Annotated in this window: 17 protein-coding genes; 5 read left to right on the plus strand and 12 right to left on the minus strand. The window is 53.4% G+C overall.

The annotated features are described in order from the left end of the window. Positions 1 to 123 precede the first annotated feature (123 nt). Genes ACI1P1_RS22435 through ACI1P1_RS22450 form a run of 4 tightly spaced genes read left to right on the plus strand, consistent with a single transcriptional unit; the run spans position 124 to position 4,289 of the window. The gene (locus ACI1P1_RS22435) at positions 124 to 1,935 is read left to right on the plus strand and encodes a cache domain-containing sensor histidine kinase (protein ID WP_416218681.1); all 1,812 of its coding nucleotides are present in this window, start codon (positions 124 to 126) and stop codon (positions 1,933 to 1,935) included. Further along, positions 1,932 to 2,159: a response regulator gene (locus ACI1P1_RS22440; protein WP_416218682.1), complete on the plus strand. Its 228-nt coding sequence runs from the start codon at positions 1,932 to 1,934 to the stop codon at positions 2,157 to 2,159. Before ACI1P1_RS22435 ends, ACI1P1_RS22440 begins: the two co-directional genes overlap by 4 nt. 38 nt (positions 2,160 to 2,197) lie before the next feature. Continuing rightward, entirely contained in the window at positions 2,198 to 3,322 is a 1,125-nt protein-coding gene (locus ACI1P1_RS22445) for a helix-turn-helix transcriptional regulator (RefSeq protein WP_416218683.1), read from the plus strand. Further along, positions 3,312 to 4,289: a sugar ABC transporter substrate-binding protein gene (locus ACI1P1_RS22450; RefSeq protein WP_416218684.1), complete on the plus strand. Its 978-nt coding sequence runs from the start codon at positions 3,312 to 3,314 to the stop codon at positions 4,287 to 4,289. The genes ACI1P1_RS22445 and ACI1P1_RS22450 overlap by 11 nt, the downstream gene beginning before the upstream one ends. Here the strand turns inward: ACI1P1_RS22450 and yjfF are convergent. The 12 genes from yjfF to ACI1P1_RS22510 all read right to left on the minus strand — a co-directional run bounded on the left by yjfF (position 4,286) and on the right by ACI1P1_RS22510 (position 19,066). Then, positions 4,286 to 5,245 (minus strand): galactofuranose ABC transporter, permease protein YjfF, encoded by a 960-nt coding sequence (yjfF, locus tag ACI1P1_RS22455; protein WP_416218685.1) that lies wholly within the window; start codon positions 5,243 to 5,245, stop codon positions 4,286 to 4,288. The two genes, ACI1P1_RS22450 and yjfF, sit on opposite strands and share 4 nt — an antisense overlap. Next, entirely contained in the window at positions 5,238 to 6,266 is a 1,029-nt protein-coding gene (locus ACI1P1_RS22460; RefSeq protein ID WP_416218686.1) for an ABC transporter permease, read from the minus strand. The genes yjfF and ACI1P1_RS22460 overlap by 8 nt, the downstream gene beginning before the upstream one ends. Further along, positions 6,259 to 7,779, minus strand: coding sequence for a sugar ABC transporter ATP-binding protein (locus tag ACI1P1_RS22465; RefSeq protein WP_416218687.1), 1,521 nt, complete (start codon positions 7,777 to 7,779; stop codon positions 6,259 to 6,261). Before ACI1P1_RS22465 ends, ACI1P1_RS22460 begins: the two co-directional genes overlap by 8 nt. Before the next feature lie 87 nt (positions 7,780 to 7,866). Next, positions 7,867 to 8,901, minus strand: coding sequence for an ABC transporter substrate-binding protein (locus ACI1P1_RS22470; protein ID WP_416218688.1), 1,035 nt, complete (start codon positions 8,899 to 8,901; stop codon positions 7,867 to 7,869). Between the two features lie 476 nt (positions 8,902 to 9,377). Continuing rightward, positions 9,378 to 10,127, minus strand: a complete 750-nt coding sequence (map, locus tag ACI1P1_RS22475; RefSeq protein WP_416218689.1) for a type I methionyl aminopeptidase — start codon at positions 10,125 to 10,127, stop codon at positions 9,378 to 9,380. Beyond that, the gene (locus ACI1P1_RS22480) at positions 10,115 to 10,735 is read right to left on the minus strand and encodes a TetR/AcrR family transcriptional regulator (RefSeq protein WP_416218690.1); all 621 of its coding nucleotides are present in this window, start codon (positions 10,733 to 10,735) and stop codon (positions 10,115 to 10,117) included. Before ACI1P1_RS22480 ends, map begins: the two co-directional genes overlap by 13 nt. A gap of 582 nt (positions 10,736 to 11,317) precedes the next feature. Beyond that, positions 11,318 to 13,573 (minus strand): transglutaminase TgpA family protein, encoded by a 2,256-nt coding sequence (locus ACI1P1_RS22485; protein WP_416218691.1) that lies wholly within the window; start codon positions 13,571 to 13,573, stop codon positions 11,318 to 11,320. Then, on the minus strand, positions 13,570 to 14,796 hold the full coding sequence (locus ACI1P1_RS22490; protein ID WP_416218692.1) for a DUF58 domain-containing protein: 1,227 nt from the start codon (positions 14,794 to 14,796) through the stop codon (positions 13,570 to 13,572). Before ACI1P1_RS22490 ends, ACI1P1_RS22485 begins: the two co-directional genes overlap by 4 nt. Positions 14,797 to 14,840: 44 nt before the next feature. Next, a complete protein-coding gene (locus ACI1P1_RS22495; protein WP_416218693.1) occupies positions 14,841 to 15,737 on the minus strand; it encodes an AAA family ATPase in 897 nt (298 codons plus the stop codon). Between the two features lie 64 nt (positions 15,738 to 15,801). Beyond that, complete coding sequence (locus tag ACI1P1_RS22500; RefSeq protein WP_416218694.1) at positions 15,802 to 17,127, minus strand: M56 family metallopeptidase; 1,326 nt, start codon at positions 17,125 to 17,127, stop codon at positions 15,802 to 15,804. Position 17,128: 1 nt separating this feature from the next. Continuing rightward, on the minus strand, positions 17,129 to 17,497 hold the full coding sequence (locus ACI1P1_RS22505; protein WP_416218695.1) for a BlaI/MecI/CopY family transcriptional regulator: 369 nt from the start codon (positions 17,495 to 17,497) through the stop codon (positions 17,129 to 17,131). Between the two features lie 102 nt (positions 17,498 to 17,599). Beyond that, on the minus strand, positions 17,600 to 19,066 hold the full coding sequence (locus ACI1P1_RS22510; protein WP_416218696.1) for a peptidase G2 autoproteolytic cleavage domain-containing protein: 1,467 nt from the start codon (positions 19,064 to 19,066) through the stop codon (positions 17,600 to 17,602). Positions 19,067 to 19,245: 179 nt separating this feature from the next. On the opposite strand from ACI1P1_RS22510, the gene ACI1P1_RS22515 reads away from it, so the two are divergent. Further along, a complete protein-coding gene (locus tag ACI1P1_RS22515) occupies positions 19,246 to 19,413 on the plus strand; it encodes a hypothetical protein (protein ID WP_416218697.1) in 168 nt (55 codons plus the stop codon). Positions 19,414 to 19,439: the final 26 nt, after the last annotated feature.

Here is a 19,439-nt window from a genome sequence, read left to right on the forward strand (position 1 = left end):
AATGTAAAACCGAAACAATTATAGCATAATTATACGTTTAATTCCTATGATTGCGTTTTAAAATGGAATCGTTCATAATTTACTAGAGTAGTCTACTAATATTTACCTTAAGTGGGGTTTCATATGCTCACCATCTTTTGCCGGATAACCTCCAGCCTGCGCGGCAAGCTGCTCCTAATGTTTATTTGCTTAACCTGCCTGCCCTTGATTAGCGTAGGGCTCATCTCTTACCAGAAATCGTACAACACGCTCCTGCAGAACAGCAAGTCCGCTACTCTGCTGCTGTCCGACCAGGTGATCCGGGACATGGATAATCTGTTCATGGAGACAAGAAAGCTGCTGGAGCTGGAGAAGAACCCCAGTGTGCTGCAGTTCCTTTTCTCCCAGAATGATACCTACCGGAACGCCAAGGATATTCTCAAAACCATGGGCTCCTACCGGCAAACCTACCAGAATGACAATGTGCTGAATGTCACTATGATTAATACCTACGGCCGGGGCATCAGCGAGAGAAAAGGCGTGTTCCAGGTCAACCTCACTTCCATTTCCGGCCCCCCCTTTCAATCGCTCCTGAAGCAAACCGATACGGTATTGAATCTTCCTTCGTCGGGAGCATCTGCGCTGAGACCCTTGGACGGCTCCCGGTACAAGGATCATTACATCTCCATCGTATCCACCATTAAGCAGCGGGTGACGCATGAGGTGATCGGCTACATGATCATTGATCTCGACGACCGGACGGTGCAGCAATTTTGCGACCAAGTCACCATCGGAAAAAGCGGCTTTCTATATATTGTGGATGAAGCCGGCCGGCCGATTTTTAAACCTGCCGCATTGGCTGATAACGGGTTATTTCCCCAAGCGGAGGTCTTAGCTCCTCTCATCCAAGGGACGGAAAAGCACAGCATTGATACAACGGCAGGCAAACCCCGGTTTGTGTTCGCCAACCGCTCTCCGGTTACGGGCTGGAGCATCGTAGGAAGCGTTCCGCTGCAGGAAATTGTCTATGACGCCAATTCCATTCGGAAGCTGATTATTGTCAGTGTGGTGCTGAGCATTATTTTTGCCATTACCCTTCATTATTTTCTGACCAAACGCCTCACCCTGCCCCTCCATATTCTCAAAAAGAAGATGCAGCTGGCCGCCTCCGGCTTTCTGGAAGCCAAGGTAACCCCAACGGGCAAGGATGAGATCAGCGACCTGGGCAAAAGCTTCAATTCCATGATCGATAAAATCCGGACCTTGTTAGACCAGAGCATCCGGGAGCAGCGTGAGCTGAAGAAGGCGGATCTGCGCGCCCTGCAGGCCCAAATTCACCCCCACTTTTTGTACAATACGCTGGATTCCATCCTCTGGCTTGCCGAGGCCGGACGCAAGGAGCAGGTGATTCAGGTTGTGCTGGCCCTATCCAGATTTTTCCGGATCGGCTTAAGCAAGGGCAAGGATTGGATCACGGTTGACAAGGAGCTGGAGCATCTGGAAAACTATCTGATTATTCAACAGATCCGCTACCGGGACATCCTGGATTATGAAATTGATGTGGACGACAACATCCGCCATTTGCCCATTCTCAAGATGATTCTGCAGCCCCTGGTGGAGAATGCTCTGTACCATGGCCTGAAGAATAAGCGGGGCAAGGGCCAAATCCGGGTAAGCGGGCACATCACCGCAAACCGGGAAATCCGGCTGGTGGTCGAAGACAACGGCAAGGGAATGCCCGAATCGAAGCTTGAGGAGCTGCGCGGCGAGCTGAGACAGCTTCAGATCCCGGAGAAGACGGAAAATGAGGTATCGGGAGGATTCGGGCTGCATAATGTGCACCAGAGAATTTGTTTGTATTATGGGGAAGCATACGGCGTCCTATTGGAGAGCAGGCCGACCCAAGGAACAAAGGTGACCGTTACGGTCCCGATCAGGCTGGAGGGAGATTGTTGAAGAAGATTCTGCTGGTGGATGATGAGATTGTGTTCCGGGAGACGATCCGTGACAGCATTGATTGGCGCACAGAAGGGTTTATGTATTGCGGCGATGCCCCCGACGGTGAAGTGGCGCTCCCTTTAATTGAGCAGCTGCTGCCGGATATTCTGAGCAGGCCAGAATCCGGCAATGGGAGCGCAAGGAATCCGGCCAGGCCCAGGCTTCCCGCCATAAGCTGCTGAATGATCTGTGCAGCGGCTTCATCACAACCGTAGAAGCGATGCACCTGAGCGCCACCCTGGATGTCAGTCTTATCGCCGCCTATTATAACGCAGTCATTATCGATGCCGGGCGCACCTCCCCCTCCCCTCTGGAGGAACAGGAGCAGCAGCTATTGGATCAGATAAGCAGCTTGAAGGAAAACAGCCTTCTTTTGCAATTCCAGAGAACAAAAACGGAAGCCGTCTGGATTCTCAAAGGGGACACGCTGGAGCAGCTCCAGTCGGAGCTATTGCCCTTCAAGGAGCTGCAAGCATCCATTCCCGACAGCTCCTCCCTGTCCATGTCTATTGGCATCGGCTCTGTCCAGGACCGCCTCCAGCATGTGCATCTTACGTTTCTGGATGCTGCGGAGGATATGCATTGGCGCAGACTCTCCAGACAAAACCGCCATGCCATGTGGGAGGATTCCAGGGGGCAGCTGGAGCCGGCGCTTTTTCTGGAACGAGGCTGGTTCGTGAATTTCCTGAAGATGGGCACGCCCGCACAATTGTCCGCCTTCATCGAGGAGTATACGGTTGCCCTGAAAACCATCAATTGGCAAACCTCCTCCATCGGCTGTTACATTCTCAACGATCTGACCATTGAGGCCTTCCGCTCCGCCAAGGACATGTACCACCATGTGTCCGAACCGGACAACGTACTGACGCAGCTGCAGCAGGAGATTGGCTCCGTCCGCACATGGCAGGATTGCTGCGCATATCTGATCCGGCTGACTGAGCTGTTCTGGTCCTGGCGGAGCCGGATGGATAAATACAGCGACATGCTGATCAAGGTGAAGGATTTTATCGGGGGCCATTATGATCAAGACAGCATTTCCCTGCAGGATGCCGCTGATTATGTCAAGGTCAGCCCCAGCCATCTGAGCAAGGTGTTCAGCCAGGAAACCGGGCAAACCTTCATTGAATATCTGACCCAGATCCGGATTGGGAAAGCCAAGGAGCTGCTTAAAGCCACCTCATGGCGTTCTTACGAAATTGCCCATCAGGTTGGGTACAGCGATGCCCATTATTTCTCCAATTTGTTCAAACGAATCACCGGGCAAACCACACGAGAGTTCAGAAAAAGCGATATTCAGGATGAGTTTCGGTTGAATCTGAAAGGAGAAAAGCTGCGTGAACGGTAAGTATGCAATCCTGCTATCGCTGTTATTATTGGCCCAGCTTCTATTGCCGGGATGCCAGGCTTCCTCTCCTTCCCCTGTGACGTCCTCCGGAGCATCAGCCATTCCCGTGCCAGAGGACGACGGGAATGCCGGTTCGCTTACCTTGGGCATCCTCTATCCGATGGCACATCCCTACTACGAGATGATTACCACACATATGGAGGAAAGCGCCAGACAGCACCGGGTCCGGTTGATCGTCAAGGCGCCTGCGGAGCTGAATCTGGAGCAGCAGCTTCTGATGATGGAGAATATGATCCGGCAAAAGGTGGATGCCATCGCCATTAGCCCTATCGACTCGGAGCAGCTTGCTCCCGTCATCGATAAGGCTGTCCAGCAGGGAATTCCGGTGATTTGCTTCGAAGCCGACGTCCCCTTAAGCAAGCGGGCAAGCTATATCGGTTCGGATGCTTACCAGGAGGGCCGGCTGATGGGCGAAATGATCAACAGGCAGCTGAAAGGCAAGGGAATGATCATGATCCAGGGTGGCCTGGAGCATTCCGTCCGGGAGCAAACCCGGCTGGATGGGATGCTGGCCTTTCTCAAGGCAAACACCAGGGTTCAAATTCTGGAGGTTCGTTACCATAACGGGCAAAGCGAGCTTGCCCTGGCGGAGCTGGAGACTATGATCGATGACCACCCCCACTTTGATGCGCTGGTTACCTTGGACATTATCTCCAGCTCTACATCCATCCTGGTATGGAAGGCCCAGGGTCTGAAGCGTTTCGCCTTCTCCTACGGCTTGACGCCTGAGGTAAAGGAAGCCCTGATTAACGGGCAAATTCATGCGGTGATATCGGAGAATGAGGAGCAGCTTGGGGAACGGATCATCGGCACTCTTTTGCAGGCCGCTGCGGGAACTGCCATTCCGGACTGGATCAATTCCCGTTTTCAGGAGGTCACCGGGCAGGACCTGGACGGTTCAACCTAATGCTCCGCCCATTTGCGCTCGCTCAGCACCTTCTGAAGCAGAATGAACAAAAACAGCAGAATCCCGATGACAATTTTGGTCCACCAGGAGCTGAGCGTCCCCTCGAAGCTGATAATCGTTTGGATGACACCTTGAATCATCACTCCGAAGAAGGTTCCCGCAATATACCCGACACCGCCGGTGAGAAGCGTCCCCCCAATGACAACCGCCGCGATGGCATCCAGCTCCATGCCCATGGCATGTAACCCGTAGCCGGACAGCATGTAGAAGGTAAACACCACCCCGGCCAGCGCGGAGCAGAAGCCGCTGAACATGTACACCCTAAGCTTGGTGCGGCCAACGGGCAACCCCATGAGCAATGCGGATTGCTCACTGCCCCCCAGGGCATAAGCGTTGCGCCCGAAGCGCGTATAATGGGCCAGGTAGATGCCAACCGCAACTACCGCAAGAGCAATCAGCACACTGATGGAGATGAAATTCCCTCCCGGCAGACGGAGCTTGGTTTGGGCTGCCGTCCGGTAGAAGGCGTGATCGATGGTAATCGTATTAATGCTGATGATATAACACAGCCCTCTGGCCAGAAACATGCCGGCTAAGGTGACAATGAAGGGCTGGATTTTGAAGTAATGAATCACTGCCCCCATCCCCCAGCCAAACAATGCGCCTGTTGCCAGCACCAGAGGAATCACCACCATAGGGGGCCAGCCGTGATTGACCAGCACAGCGGAAATCATAGTGGTTAATGCAATCATAGAGCCGACAGAGAGGTCGATTCCGCCCGTAATAATCACAAAGGTCATGCCCACTGCTGTGATGAGAAGAAAGGCATTGTCAATCAATAGATTCATTAGCACCTGGATGCTGAAAAACCCGGTGTACCGGAATGAACCGACAGCGAATATAAGTGAAAATAAACCTATCGTTACCACTATTGGAAGATACTTCTTTTTAACCATGCTGCTTCACCTCCCGTTCAGCCGGATAATGCCTTGACCTCCAGCGGGCAACGAGGGTTAGCCGGAAGGTTTCCGATTGGATGAGACAAACAATGAGGACAACCAAAGCTTTGACAACCAGCGTAATCTCAGGAGGAACCCCGATCATGTAAATCGTCGTGGTTAAGGTTTGGATAATCAGCGCACCGACCAAGGTTCCAGCCAAATAGAAGCGTCCCCCGTTCAGAGAGGTGCCGCCGATCACTACCGCCAGAATCGCATCCAGCTCATACCACAGACCCGCGTTATTGCCGTCTGCGCTGGAAACGTTGGAGCTGAGAATTAAGCCGGCAATGCCAGCACATAAGCCGCAGAACATGTAGACGGCCAGCAGCACGGTTCTGGAACGGATACCCGCGAGCCGGCTGGCCACGGGCTTACATCCCACCGACTCGATGAACAAACCAAGGGCTGTTCTGCGGGTGAACATTGAAGCCGCCAGGAATACAGTCACAACAATAAAGATGGAAAACGGCAGCGTCGCCAATGAGCCCGCACCGATATACTTGTAGGGATTGTTGGAGATGGTAATAATCTGTCCGCTGGTAATCAGCTGGGCGATGCCGCGTCCGGCCACCATCAGAATCAGAGTGGCGATAATTGGCTGCATGCCTACCGCCGCAACCAAAAATCCGTTCCATAAACCCAGCACAACAGCCAGGACCAAGGCCAGAACAACCGCCGCCAGCATAAGGCTGAACGGGCTTCTCTCTCCCCCGTTGCTGATGGACAGACAGGCGATAGCCCCAGAGATGGCCACGATGGAGCCCACAGACAAATCAATACCGGAGGTGGCGATGACCAGAGTCATTCCGATGGAAACAATAATCAGCGGGGAGCCAAAATTGAGAATATCAATTAGACTGCCGTATAGATGCCCTTCTTTCATTTGAATGGAGAAAAAGTCAGGGGAATAAATCAGATTAAATAGCAGAAGCGTCCCTAATACCACGAATGGCCAAAACAAATGATGCTTATGCATTCTGGTTCCCTCCCGCTATGGCCTTCATCACATTGTGCTGGCTCATCTCGGAGCCCGTAATCTCTTTGACCATGTGACGGTCACGCAGTACGATGATTTTCTCACTTACCCGGAGGACCTCCTCTAATTCGGAGGAGATAAACAGGACGGACATCCCATTCTGGGCAAGGGTGATAACCAGCTTCTGTATCTCCGCCTTGGCTCCAATATCAATGCCTCGGGTGGGTTCATCCAGGATCAAAAGACCGGGCCGGGTCAGCAGCCACCGGGCCAGCAGCACCTTTTGCTGGTTGCCGCCGCTCAGATTCTTGATCAGCTGCTCGGGATTGGGGGGATTAATGTTCAGAGCCTGAATATATTCATCTGCGATCTCAACCTGCCGTATCCGATTGATTTTCTTGAACCAGCCTTGGGATGCCTGGAGTGCCAGGATGATGTTCTCCCGAATGGTAAGCTCATCAATAATCCCTTCCGCTTTCCGGTTTTCCGGACAAAAGGCGATGGAATGGTCGATGGCTTGTCTGGGTGTATTCAGCACTGTTTTTGCTCCCTTAATCTGTATCTCCCCGGAATCTGCCTTGTCCGCTGCGAAGAGGAGTCTGGCCAGCTCTGTTCTTCCCGACCCCAACAGGCCTGCAAGGCCTACCACCTCTCCCTGATGAATCGTAAGCTCCACCGGTTCGATAGCGCCCTTCCTGCCCAGATTCACCGCGTGCAGTAAAACCTCAGTCCGGCTTTGACCCGACTCCGGAGCCTTGGGCAGCTCCTCCAGCAGCTTCATATCCTTCCCGATCATCTTCGACACCAGATCTATCCGGGGCAGCTCCTTGGCCAGGTGCTCCCCTATTAATTCTCCGTTCCGAAGAATGGTTATCCGATCCGAAATTTCGTATACCTGGTCCAAAAAGTGGGTCACGAACAGAATCGCCAGCCCTTCATTCTTCAGGCGAGTCATAACAGAAAAAAGCTGCACGACCTCCCCCCGGTCGAGACTGGAGGTAGGTTCATCCAGAATGAGCACCTTGGCGGAGATACTGACGGCTCTGGCAATGGCAATCAGCTGCTGCACGGCCACAGAATAATGCTCCAGCGGCTGGGTAACATCGATCTCCAGATTTAACCGTTTCTTCAGCAGCTGCTCCGCATTGCGGTTCATGTCCTTCCATAGAATGCGGCCCCAGCGGCGCGGTTCACGCCCGATATAGATATTCTCCGCAACGGACAAATTGGGGCACAGGTTAATCTCCTGATACACCGTACTGATCCCCGCCTCCTGTGCATCATGCGGACTGGCGATTCGGATGGGCGTGGAGTCCAGCTCCACTGTACCCTGATCAATGGAATATACCCCTGTCAGCACCTTGATTAACGTGGACTTACCTGCGCCATTCTCTCCCATCAGCGCATGAACCTCTCCGGCAAACAGCCGGAAGTCCACACCGGTAAGCGCCTTAACACCGGGAAATTCCTTATGAATCCCTTTCATGCTCAGCAATGGCTGCTGCTCCTTCATGTCCCTCTGTTCCTCCTCCCAAAAAAATCAGGCCGCCTATACGCTTGCCCAATTGTACAGAACGGCCCGATATTGGTTTAGCACCACTTAATACTGGCGGTTAGGCAGCTCGCGTTTGGCATCCTCGGAGGTAAATACACCTTCCTTGGTCACAATGCGCTTGGTCACTTCCTTGCCGTCCACCACATCCTTCACAGCCTGCATCAGCTGCGGTCCCAGAAGCGGGTTGCACTCCACAATGAAGTTGATCTTCCCTTCACCGGCTGCGACAAAACCATCCTTCACGCCGTCAACCGAGATAATGATAATATCCTTGCCCGGCTTCAAGCCTGCTGCTTCAATGGCCTGGATAGCGCCCAATGCCATGTCGTCATTGTGGGCATAGAGCACATCAATTTTCTTTTGGGCCTTCAGGAACGCCTGCATGACTTCCTTGCCCTTGGCCCGGGTGAAGTCCCCGGTTTGGGAGGCGATGATCTTCAAATTGGGATTGGATTTGATGATCTCCTCAAACCCGGCCTTGCGGTCATTGGCCGGCGCCGAGCCGGTTGTGCCCTGCAGCTCCACAATGTTAACCTGCTCCTTGGCATCCTTATAGGTGTCCACCAGCCACTTGCCTGCACGGCGGCCCTCCTCTACAAAGTCGGAGCCGATGAAGGTTTTGTACAGAGAGGTGTCCTTGGAATCCACCGCCCGGTCAGTCAGAATGACGGGAATGCCGGCATCCTTGGCTTCCTTCAGTACCGTGTCCCAGCCGGATTCCACAACCGGAGAGAAGGCAATCACATCCACCTTCTGTTGGATGTAGTTGCGGATCGCTTTGATCTGGTTTTCCTGTTTTTGCTGGGCGTCGGAGAATTTCAGGTCAAAGCCGGCATCCTTGGCCGCATCCTGAACCGACTTGGAGTTCGCCGTTCTCCAGCCGCTTTCTGCTCCTACCTGGGAAAAGCCCAGTGTAATTTTCTTGCCTGCCGCCGGCGCTTTGGTCGCTGCTGCAGCTTGTGTCGGTGCAGCTGAGGACTCGCCAGCGTTAGCCGGTTTGCTGTCTGAGCTGCCGCATGCCGCCGATAATAACATAAGCACCGAAGCCATAATAAGCCCTGCTGCCTTGATGGGTTTCATAGTGAGGATTACCTCCCTTTTGGATCACCATATCTGGTGTAGCTTCATAATAAACCGCTTTCATAGGCATGTATACGGAGTTTCATATCCGTTTTTTTGCAAATTCTTGATGGAGATGATGCAGCCGCTTCCAAGAAGTGTGGTTTTTTTGTTGGAAAGTTGGATTTTCTTGTGAGAGCTTCTAACGGACGTATAAGCCTCTATTTTCGAGAAAACAGCCCTTCCCAAAATCTAACGGCGGCCACAGCCGCTATTTCGGTAAAATGTTCCTCCGGGAGGCCTTTTTGAGCCCAATAGCGTCTCCTGCTTCCGTTAGATTTTGCAGGCCCCCGATTTGGGGCAAATAGCGGCTCTCACTTCCGTTAGGACTACAGCCTACGCATCTCAGTATCACTAGGGGCTGTGTTTGCCCCCGCAAACGCAAAAAAGCCGCATTTCTGCGGCCATGCGGACTGTAATTTGTGTGTGGTGCTTGTTTACTTTTGCTCCGTTAAAATAATCGGGCCCTCTGCCGTTACCGCGATGGTATGCTCGTACTGTGCGGATAACGAACCGTCTACGGTTCGGGCGGTCCATCCGTCGGCATCCACCTTCATGGCTGCTTTCCCCGCATTCAGCATGGGCTCGATGGTGAACACCATGCCTTCCTTCAGCCGGAAGCCTTTGCCCGGGTACCCCACATGGGGATAACTCGGCTCCTCATGCATCGCCCTTCCGACTCCATGGCCAAGCAGATCGCGCACCACGGAGAAGCCGTTTTGCTCGGCATGGGATTGAACCGCGTGCATCACATCGCCGATCCGGTTTCCGGGAACCGCTTTTTCGATACCCCGATACAAACATTCCTTGGTCACCCGCATCAGCTTACGGGCTTCCTCCGATATTTCACCTACCGCATAACACCATGCCGAATCGCCGATCCACCCGTCCGCCTCCGCGACGATGTCAATTTTGACAATATCACCCTCCTGCAGAGGCTTCCGGTTGGGAAACCCGTGGGCAATCACATCGTTGACTGATGCGCAGGTGGCAAACGGATAGCCGTTATAACCAACGGTATACGCCCGGGCGTTATGTTCCTTCAGGAACCGCACTGCAAATGACTCGATCTCGTGGGTCGTAATCCCAGGTCGGATCATCCCGGCAATCGCCTGATGGAACGCTGCAACGATGCCGCCCGCTTTTTTCATATCCTCAATCTCTGCTTTTGATTTCAGGATAACCATTCAAAACTCCCCTTCTGCTGTATGCCTGAAAAAATCATACTGACGATGCCGTCCACATCCATCTCATGGCGCATATTGTGATGGATGTTCAAGGCGGCGCACCCAACTAATGAGCCAAATATCTGATTCGCAGTTTTCTCCGGCGACGCATCAGACCCGGTTCCCTCCAGGATCATTCCCGCAAACGGCAGGTAAATCCGTTCCTGGAAATTCTCAAACAGCTTGATGAACCGGTTCCCCGGGAAGTGATGGAAATTGTCCGCAACGGTTTTGAGCAGAATAAATACGGAAGGATCCTGAATACATGCCTTCAGGAGCAGTCTGGAGAAGGACGCTGCGCGCTTCAACGAATTCCCCTCGCCCGTCAAGACGGGGGCAACGGCCTCCTCCGTTCGAGCCAGGGCATCCCACAGCAAATCCTCAAGAAGCATGTGCTTATTCTTATAATAATGATACACCGTTCCGTAACCCAGCTCCGCCTTCATGGCAACATCCCGGATCTCCAGATGAATGCCCTTCTCCAAATAGATGTCTGCCGCCGCTTGCATAATTTGGCTCATCCGCATTTCCCGGATGGCATCATTCTGTTCCTTGGTACGAGGTGACATAGCTCCTCCTTTTTTAGACCTGCGGTAATGTCAATGTAAAAACAATATACCTCATTTAAAGGTGAGGATCAAGTACCGTGTACGGATGAAGTGGAAACCCGTTCCTCCACCCTGCGTATAAAGCCCATACTTTATAACTGAAGGAGCGTTTTTTATGATCGGCATTATCGATATTCTACTGTTATCATGGGTGTTGCTCCGATTTACGGTCAAGCAGCCCTTGTCCGTACTGGGTTACAAACCTGTTGGCGTGCTTACAGCAATTTGCATTTGCTTTATTCCTTGGAGTCGCCGTTTATGTGGTTGTCCAATGGACAGAGTCCACCATCACCTCCGCAGGTTGGGAACTAAACTCCGGTTACCGGTGGTCTGATTTTTTGAAGGCCGGCTGGTGGAGCTTGAAGTCCGTGTGGTTTGAGGAGCTGCTCTTCCGGAAGGCACTGCTTGTGCTGCTGATCCGCTGCTGCCCGCCAATAAAAAAGCCCGCTATACGCGGGCCCATCCATTTACAGATTATAGAATAATAGCAGGGCGATCATCAGAATCCCTGTCCAAAAGGCCGCCAGCATCCATTTCCTGTTATCATGCTTTAACATCGGTCTGAACTCCTCCTTTTTTCCACCGCTCCCTGATTTCCTGCATCCTCATGGTCAGTGCGGTAAGCTCCTCTTCCGTAACCGGCAAATCACTGTACTTGGCTTTCTCAAACAGCAGCAGAAGTGCTTCAACATCGTCCGGCTCTGCCCCATTCCCTTCATTGCCCCAACGCTGAACGGCTTCCCTTACGGTCTCATGCTCCTTGCGGGAATAGCCTCTGCGTCTGGCATCGCGCAGGAAACGCTCCACTTCCAGCAAAACCCGCCGGTTTGTATTCAAATGGCCGGTGGGGGGCCGGATGCTCCGCAAAAATGGGATGTGCCGCCGGAAAATCCAACTGAGGCTCAGAAGAAAGGCTGCTGCAGCCGCACCTGCTGCTCCCCATCCAAGGAAGCTGCCCCGGCTATTATGGTCAGCAGCAGCTGAAGCCGGTTCAGCGGAATCAGGCAGCTCCGGTGCGCTGGACGCTTCCGGCTCTGTCGAAACCTCCGGCACCGGCTCCGCGGCCACATCCGCTTCCAAACCATTAACTGGCAGAGAGAAGCCTGATGTCGGCTCGAACGGAAGCCAGCCGTACCCGGGAAAATAGGCCTCTACCCACGAATGGGCGTCGGAATTGCGGACCAGATATTCTCCCTCCACAACAGCTTCTCCCGGCGCAAATCCTTTGACCCAGCGGGAGGGAATGCCGATGGAGCGGAGCATCACCGCCATAGCGGTGGAGAAATAATCACAGTAGCCTTCCTTGATTTCGAACAGAAACCGGTCCACAAAGTCCTTGCTTTGGCCAGCATTCAAGTTAGGCGCAGTTGTATAGGGATACGCAGTTGCCAGATATTGCTCCAGCCGCTTTACCTTGTCGTAGAGGTTCTGCCCAGGGGCTGTTACCTGCAAGGCCAACTCTCTTACCCGGGCCGGGAGTGACTCAGGAAGCGCCAGATATTCCTCCAGCCCGGCAGTGGCTAGGAGAGCCGCCGGAAGCTTGCGCAGCTCCTCTTCCCTTACCACCGGGATCTTCGAGGTCAGGGTATAGGAAACCGGGTAAATCCGCTGGCTGCTCCCTGTCCATCTCAGCTCGGATAACCGCGGTGACCATTGCAGCGGAGATAAGTCTGCGCCCGGGCCATCGGTTGTGATGCTCCGCACCCTGTCAATGGCATACGCGCCGAAAAGCACCGGATATTCCTTTCCTACTTCAGCCATGGTAACCGTTTGGGTCACCTCCACCGTTTGGAGGCGGGAGGAATCCGACTCCCGCCCTGAGGCCACTGGCAGCCTGGCAGAGACAGGGGACAACAACGCTTCACGCTCCACCTCACTGGTGATCCACCCTTCCCCGGTATAACGGGAACGGGTTTCTCCGCGCCAATAGTTGCGTTGGGGTGAAACCACCGACATCACCGGCGTTTGATTCAAGGTCAGCTGTCCGCCCAGGGATGAATCATCCCGGCCATACCCCGAGACGGCACCTCCGCCGAGAGTAAAGATTGAGGAATTTCCGCCGGCGGATAAGAAGGAGCGGTTAGCTTGCAGGTTATTCCAGAGGGTATAGGGATCGGTTAACATTGGCCGGACATTGGGAGCCTGCATACCGAGAAATACCACAAGGATTAGAAGAATGGCCGCAGGCAGCGTAATAAAAGGGACATAACGGGAAACCTGCGGTCCGCCTTCCGGATTGTTTTTTTTCAATTCGGCAGCAAAACAGAGGATGGTAAGCAGCAGGCCGGAGAATATCACCGCCCCTGCCTCTCCCCGGAGATCAAGAGTGCCGACAGAATCACGGACCGCAAAAATAAAAACAGTGACAACCAACGCACTGATAACCAGCTTCTTTGTCTTCATCATGGTGAGCGCAAACAAGGTGATCAGCCATGCGGATAAAGCAAACCAGATGAAGGGCTCCAACGGAATAAAATTCTCTTGAATCAGCAGAACGGTGTCCGTAAGCTCCACCGGCTTCCGCCAGACAGGAGCATAGCCGGTCATATAGCCGGTAATCGTGAAAAGGAACGTTAGCTGCAGCACCTGCCGGAGCAGCCAAGGCAAAAAAACCAGCAGCTCGGTCAACACGGTGAAGAGGAGCGTCAGCTTAACAACCGTCACGGTTTCCGGCAGCCAAACTCCCTCTTCCTTCTGCATCCATAGGACATACTGCAGGAGAAACAGACCCGTTAATACAATCGAAAGCCCTTCCGGCCAATTCCGCCATAAACTGTTCTTCCATCGCTGCTGTTTCATTTCATCCGGTCCTCCAATTCAAGAGCAAGCTCATCCAGCGATGGTATGGCATACCCCCATGCCCCTGCTGCCCGCAAGGGCCCGCTCCACTGCTCCCGGCCGGACTGAGCCACACCGGGGGCAATCCACATGTGGCAGCCGTTTATCCCACGCTGTTTGATCCAGGCCAAGGACCGGTTCATAGCTATGCCCGACTGCGGGGAGACAATAATCAGGAATATACCGGGGACAAGGACTCTTGCCCATTCCCGGAGCACCTCCATCAGAGGCAGCCCGCTGTCCGGTTCCACATCAATCAGATGGTTCGCGATTCCTTTTAAGTGGGCAGTGCCCGGCTTCGGCTCAATATAGGTGGAGCTTTTCCCTGCGGACAGAAGTCCCACTGCCAGGCCCTGCCCGATGGTATAATCCGCAAGGGAAATGGCCGTGGAAACAGCCAGCTCCACATGTTCCCGGCTGGGATAGGCTTGTTTATCCCTGTCCAGGATGATCATCACCCGGGGGACAGCCTCCCGCTCGAATTCTCTTGTTTTCCAGGCGCCGGTTTTGGCGGTGGCATTCCAGTGAATGCGGGATAATCTGTCTCCCGAGACAAACTCGCGCACTCCATTAGGCTGCATGGTTTCCCGGGTATAACGGGCCATTGCGGAAGAATGGCGGCCGCCTTGGAACATCCGGGTTAATTGCTTCCATTCCCGGATATGCACCTTTTGCGGCAGCACTGCAATGGTATCCGTCAACTCGAAACGGCTGTGCTGCTGGAACAAGCCGAAGATATCTCCGGTTGTACATTCCGTATCTGCGAAGCTGTAGAACCCTCTCGCAAGCGGCGATGTACGGTAGGTAACCTCCGTTCTCCGCTTCCAGCCGGGAACAAGTAAGGTTTCCACCGCTTCTTCTCCCCCGTCCCGGCGGACCAGCCGTTCCTTCACATGAAGGTAAGGGAGGGGCCAATACCCCGGAAGCTGCATCAGGAGGCTTACGCTAAGAGGTGTCCCCGCTTCCATAAGAGTGTTATGGCCGGCGTCCGGGAAGGTCCGGACGATCCCCGCCCGTGAGATGCCGCTCCAGCAGCTGAATATCAGATAGAGACACACTGCGGCAACGATAATGAAAATCATGGCAGCAAGCTCGCCGCCCTGTATCAGCATAAAGAATAAACTGGAGATAAATATCAGAATAACTCCGAATAAGCGGCCTGAAACAGGAATCCTTTTTCCCAACACGGATATTCTCCCTGCATGCTTTGACGGCTGCAGCCTTGCCATCAACGTTCCACCCGGACCGGAACCGGCACCCGCTGGAATATGGATTGAAACAAAGCATCCAAAGCGCCGCCGTCCATCCTTGCCTCGGGCTGGAGAATTAACCGGTGGCCGAATACATAAGGAACCAGATATTTCACATCATCTGGCGTTACATAGGTGCGGCTGCGCAAATAAGCCAGTGCTTTGGCGGCCTGCAGCAGGGCGATGGTCGCCCGGGGACTGGCTCCTAAGAATACCGCTGTATGCTCCCTGGTTTCCCGGGACAAGTCAACCACGTAATCGGCAATGGCCTCATCCACATAAATCTGACTCACCCGTTTTTGAATATCCTGCAAACCCTCCATATCCAGGACCGGTTCAAGCCGGCTGACGGGATGGTTCGTGGTATGGGTGGACAGAATCATTTTTTCCGCTTCCCGGTCGGGGTAACCCAGACTAAGCTTCAGCATAAAACGGTCGAGCTGCGCCTCCGGCAGCTCATGGGATTCTCCATCTACGGTCACATGATGCTCCTCCATGGCTTCGAACAAGGCGGATTGTGTCTTCGTAGACGCACGGTTAATCTCGTCCACCAAGAGAATATGCGTAAACACCGGTCCCTGCCGGAACACAAAGGCCTCCAGCTTTGGATGATAAATCGATACTCCGGTAATATCCGTCGGCAGTAAGTCCGGGTTGCATTGAATTCTCCGGAACTCTCCTTTTACGGATCTGGCCAGTGCTTTAATAAGAACGGTTTTCCCCGTTCCGGGCACATCCTCCAGCAGGACATGTCCCCCCGCCAGCACAGCTGTCAGAAGCAATTCGATTTCAGCGGCTTTGCCGAGAATACAAGCTTCCAAATTGGCCTTCAATTGCATCATCGTCAGCATATCCTTGGCAAACTTTGTTTCCATCGCTCCAGCTCCTCTTGGTGGACTTTTCTTTAAAACAAAAGCAGCCGCCCGGGGCTGCTCGGATTTACCGAATGATTTTGATGAAACCTTGGATTCCGTGAAGCGGCGTTTCCTGCTTATTGTAGACGAACACGCAGTAGCTTCCCGCCTGTTCCTCTGTTATTTCCAATCCCTGTTTGGGCATGGCAAGCCAGGTTTCCTTGTGCTCCGAGCCGGTGTTATCCTGAAGGACAAGCTTGATCACAAAATCTTGACTGCCTGATTCCGTACGGATGTCATAACGGACCTTATCTCCGGCCTGCAGACTGTAGGTTCCAGCCATCGGTACCATCGCCCTGCCTTCCAAACGTTGTACATCCACATCAATGATCTGTTTCTTCTTTTGCTTATATAAGGATTCCTGCTTAGCTGTTCCTGCCACTATCTCTTGGTTTGCCGGGCTAAAGGCAAATACCATTCTTGCCCCCATAATCACCACAAGCGCGAAACACAGCAGGGAAATGCCTGTTTTTTTGGGCGTATTGTCCATAATGCGGAAGATCCGGGTCCGGACACTGTTGCCCTCCCTGTAAAAATGAGTGGATAAGGAGGTTTGAAGTTTGGTTCCCCGTTTGATCAGACTGATGATGGTTTCACTGTACCGTTGGCGCTGCTCCAGGCTGGTTTCCCGGACAAGTCTCTCATCACAGGAGAGCTCACATTGCACTTCGATAGACTTGGCCATCACATATACAATAGGATTAAACCAATGGACGGCGGTCGTAACCAAAACCAGTGATTTATACCATAGATCATGCTGCTTATAATGGATCAGTTCATGCCTGAATACAAAGGCCAGCTCGTCCGCATCCATGGGAAGAGAGGGCATTAAGATCATCGGGCGGAAAAAACCGACCATCATGGGACTGGTAATGAAGGAACAAGACAACAGCCGGACCTGCTTGCGGATATTCATGTCCTCCTGTAAGGACTCCAAGAGCAATAAGGCTTTCGGATCGGTCACGTCCTCTCCCCAACGGTTGACCAAGCGCAGAAACCGCTGATGGCGCCAAACATTGTACGCCAAAATCACCGCTGCGCCAATCCCCCAAACCCCTCCGATAATCCACCACAGCGGAATAGATGCCGCGTGTTGAATCACGCCTGCCGCCAGATTGGCTTCCTCCATAACCGGAATAACGGGCAGTTCCGGTATGGAAACAGGGAGAAGCTGATGCTGAAGCTTGGGCCAGAACGGCAAAATCCAACCCAAGATGACGATGAGCCAGATATAATACAGCCATTTGGCCGAGTACCGTTTGGAAAGATAAGGTGCAGACGCCAGGTAGCCTATGGATAAAACCGACATGACAGCAGAACTGCCCAATAAGGTTGCCAGGAAAGCCGGCATATCAGTCCCTCTTTTCCTTCAGCCATAGCATCAAATCATCCAGATCATGGTCATCAATCTTCTTGTCGTTATACAGCATCGCCACCAGACTTCTGAACGAATTCCCATGAAACCTGTCCATAAAATCCCCGGACTCGAACTTCAAATAATCTTCTCTGCCGATAATCGGGAAATAGGTGCGTTCCTTACCGTTTTTTTCGGTACGGACAAACCCCCGCTGCACCAGCCTTACCATAAGCGTAATCACCGTTTGGGCCTTCCATGCCTTTTCCTTGCCCAACTGCTCCATAATTACACTTGTGGTAATCGGGGGTTCATTCGCCCATACCACCTTCATCACTTCAAACTCAGTATCCGGAAGCTTTTTCATGACCTCAACACAGAACCTCCATTTTCTACAACTGTCTGTATTGGTATTCTACATTTGTCTTACTTTGTTGTCAACTTAACCGTGCCTGCCATTCATCCCCTGTTACCGGAACAAAATCAGAATCTGGTTGGGACCGGTGCGCCGCAGTACGCGGTACCCGATGTTGTCCGAAGGCATAGCCATACCCCGGCTGTCCGGACGGCAGTACCTGTTGGGTAAACATGCCCCGTTGTCGCGCACCAGGAGCTTGCCCAGCATGCCCACGGCAACCCATTCCTCCCTCCGGCTGCGCGGCATGTATTCCAATGCCGAATCCCAGGCCTGGTTCAGAACAGGGCGCCGAACCGACCGTTCAGGTACGGCGATCAAACCACGGGCATCGAATACGGGCGGTATAATTACCGTTTCGTACAGCGTTACTCCCCACTCGTCAGTCACAAACTTATCCTTCCAGCGCAGCTCCCCGCTGTCTGACAGGAAAGCCGGCTTGGCGCTGGTCACTCCGAGGATATAATCGTCCCCGTCATGTGCGGTGCGTACCTTATCCTCTTCCAGCGTCACAAAATACCCGGGGCTGATGGGCTGTCCGGTCGCCGTTTCGAACATCTCTGCATAATCGGCTGCAGGGCTGCTGACGGTACCGTCAATTTTTACATTTCCGTCGCTTAAGATTTTTGCGGCCAAGCCGGGTGTCCCTGCATCTGTTCCATTGGCCAGATACCAGGAATAGGAGAGCTCATTGGCGGATCCGAATTGACCCATCACGTGCACACCCTCCAGCAGGTTGGCATTGGTGGACTGCCCTTCTGTATGGGAAAAAAAACCGGATGCTACCGTGTTAACTCCTTCGGCGTGGGACGTAAATCCGCTGGCAGTATTAAGCGCCCCTTCCGCATGGGCATTCTGGCCGGAGGCCACCGTCTGATTCCCTTCCGTATGGGACAGGTCCCCTGATGCTATGCTCAGTTGGCCCTCCGCATGGGCATAGATACCGCTGGCTGAGGTTTGGAAACCCTCCGCATGTGACGCACGGCCCGATGCCTGAGTGCCCTCTCCTTGGGAATGGGAGGATTGCCCGGTGGCGGAAGTCCCCTGCCCCTCTGCGTGGGCAGTGGTTCCGGAGGCAGACGAGTTTTCTCCTTCTGCATGGGAAGCAATCCCGGAGGCTATTGTCTGATTACCCTCCGCATGGGCAAACAGGTTCATAGCGAACGTGTTGGAGCCTTCGGCGTGGGAAGCATTAAACAGCGCCTTCGCTCCAATTCCCTCGCTATGCGCCCCGGCCCCGGCCGCATTGGACATCAGCCCTTCCGCATGGGCTGCTGCCCCGGCGGCTACGGACAGATAACCCTCCGCATGTGCTGCAGTATTGGAGGCTACCGTATTGGAGCCCTCCGTATGGGAAGCATCCCCGCTTGCAAAGGTCTGGAACCCCTCCGCATGTGTGGAGCTCCCTTGGGCAAGTGTATTGGACCCCTCTGCCAGCGAGGCGGGCCCGGTGGCGCGGGTTTGAAACCCAAATGCCGTCGAACAGGTACCGGAGGCCGTCCGGTTGCATGGATCTGCCATAACCATCCCCTCTTTCATAAATTCTATTTCTGCTATTCTATTGGTTTGCCGGTGAAGAGGAACGGCTAATCTACAATATTTGCGACAAATGTATTAACCGCCGCCAAACCCGCGAATCCCTTTCTTTGCCATTGGTTATACTGAAGCCGAAGGATTCTATACGAGACGGAGGCATGAACGTGACATACCGGGATTTTAGCCCTGCCGAGCTGGACGACACCGCTGTCGCAGCTCTCAAAAGCTTTGAAACCGAACTCAGCAGCAAGGCCCATCAAAACATTGTGCTGATTGCCTACACCGCCAATGGTAATGACCATGAGCAAAAGACAGGCGGTATCAATAACTGAACCTCGCGTATAAACAAGGGACCCGC

Origin of the sequence: Paenibacillus mesotrionivorans, from assembly GCF_046098205.1 — a bacterium.
Taxonomy (GTDB): domain Bacteria; phylum Bacillota; class Bacilli; order Paenibacillales; family NBRC-103111; genus Paenibacillus_AR; species Paenibacillus_AR mesotrionivorans.

Bases quoted from the DNA above. Each gene is read 5' to 3' on its own strand.
- ACI1P1_RS22485 (WP_416218691.1), bottom strand. From the start codon at position 13,573: ATGAAACAGCAGCGATGGAAGAACAGTTTATGGCGGAATTGGCCGGAA.
- yjfF (WP_416218685.1), bottom strand. From the start codon at position 5,245: ATGGTTAAAAAGAAGTATCTTCCAATAGTGGTAACGATAGGTTTATTT.
- ACI1P1_RS22460 (WP_416218686.1), bottom strand. From the start codon at position 6,266: ATGCATAAGCATCATTTGTTTTGGCCATTCGTGGTATTAGGGACGCTT.
- map (WP_416218689.1), bottom strand. From the start codon at position 10,127: ATGGTTATCCTGAAATCAAAAGCAGAGATTGAGGATATGAAAAAAGCG.
- ACI1P1_RS22495 (WP_416218693.1), bottom strand. From the start codon at position 15,737: ATGGAAACAAAGTTTGCCAAGGATATGCTGACGATGATGCAATTGAAG.
- ACI1P1_RS22445 (WP_416218683.1), top strand. From the start codon at position 2,198: ATGCACCTGAGCGCCACCCTGGATGTCAGTCTTATCGCCGCCTATTAT.
- ACI1P1_RS22470 (WP_416218688.1), bottom strand. From the start codon at position 8,901: ATGAAACCCATCAAGGCAGCAGGGCTTATTATGGCTTCGGTGCTTATG.
- ACI1P1_RS22435 (WP_416218681.1), top strand. From the start codon at position 124: ATGCTCACCATCTTTTGCCGGATAACCTCCAGCCTGCGCGGCAAGCTG.
- ACI1P1_RS22480 (WP_416218690.1), bottom strand. From the start codon at position 10,735: ATGTCACCTCGTACCAAGGAACAGAATGATGCCATCCGGGAAATGCGG.
- ACI1P1_RS22505 (WP_416218695.1), bottom strand. From the start codon at position 17,497: ATGAAAAAGCTTCCGGATACTGAGTTTGAAGTGATGAAGGTGGTATGG.
- ACI1P1_RS22510 (WP_416218696.1), bottom strand. From the start codon at position 19,066: ATGGCAGATCCATGCAACCGGACGGCCTCCGGTACCTGTTCGACGGCA.
- ACI1P1_RS22465 (WP_416218687.1), bottom strand. From the start codon at position 7,779: ATGAAGGAGCAGCAGCCATTGCTGAGCATGAAAGGGATTCATAAGGAA.
- ACI1P1_RS22500 (WP_416218694.1), bottom strand. From the start codon at position 17,127: ATGCCGGCTTTCCTGGCAACCTTATTGGGCAGTTCTGCTGTCATGTCG.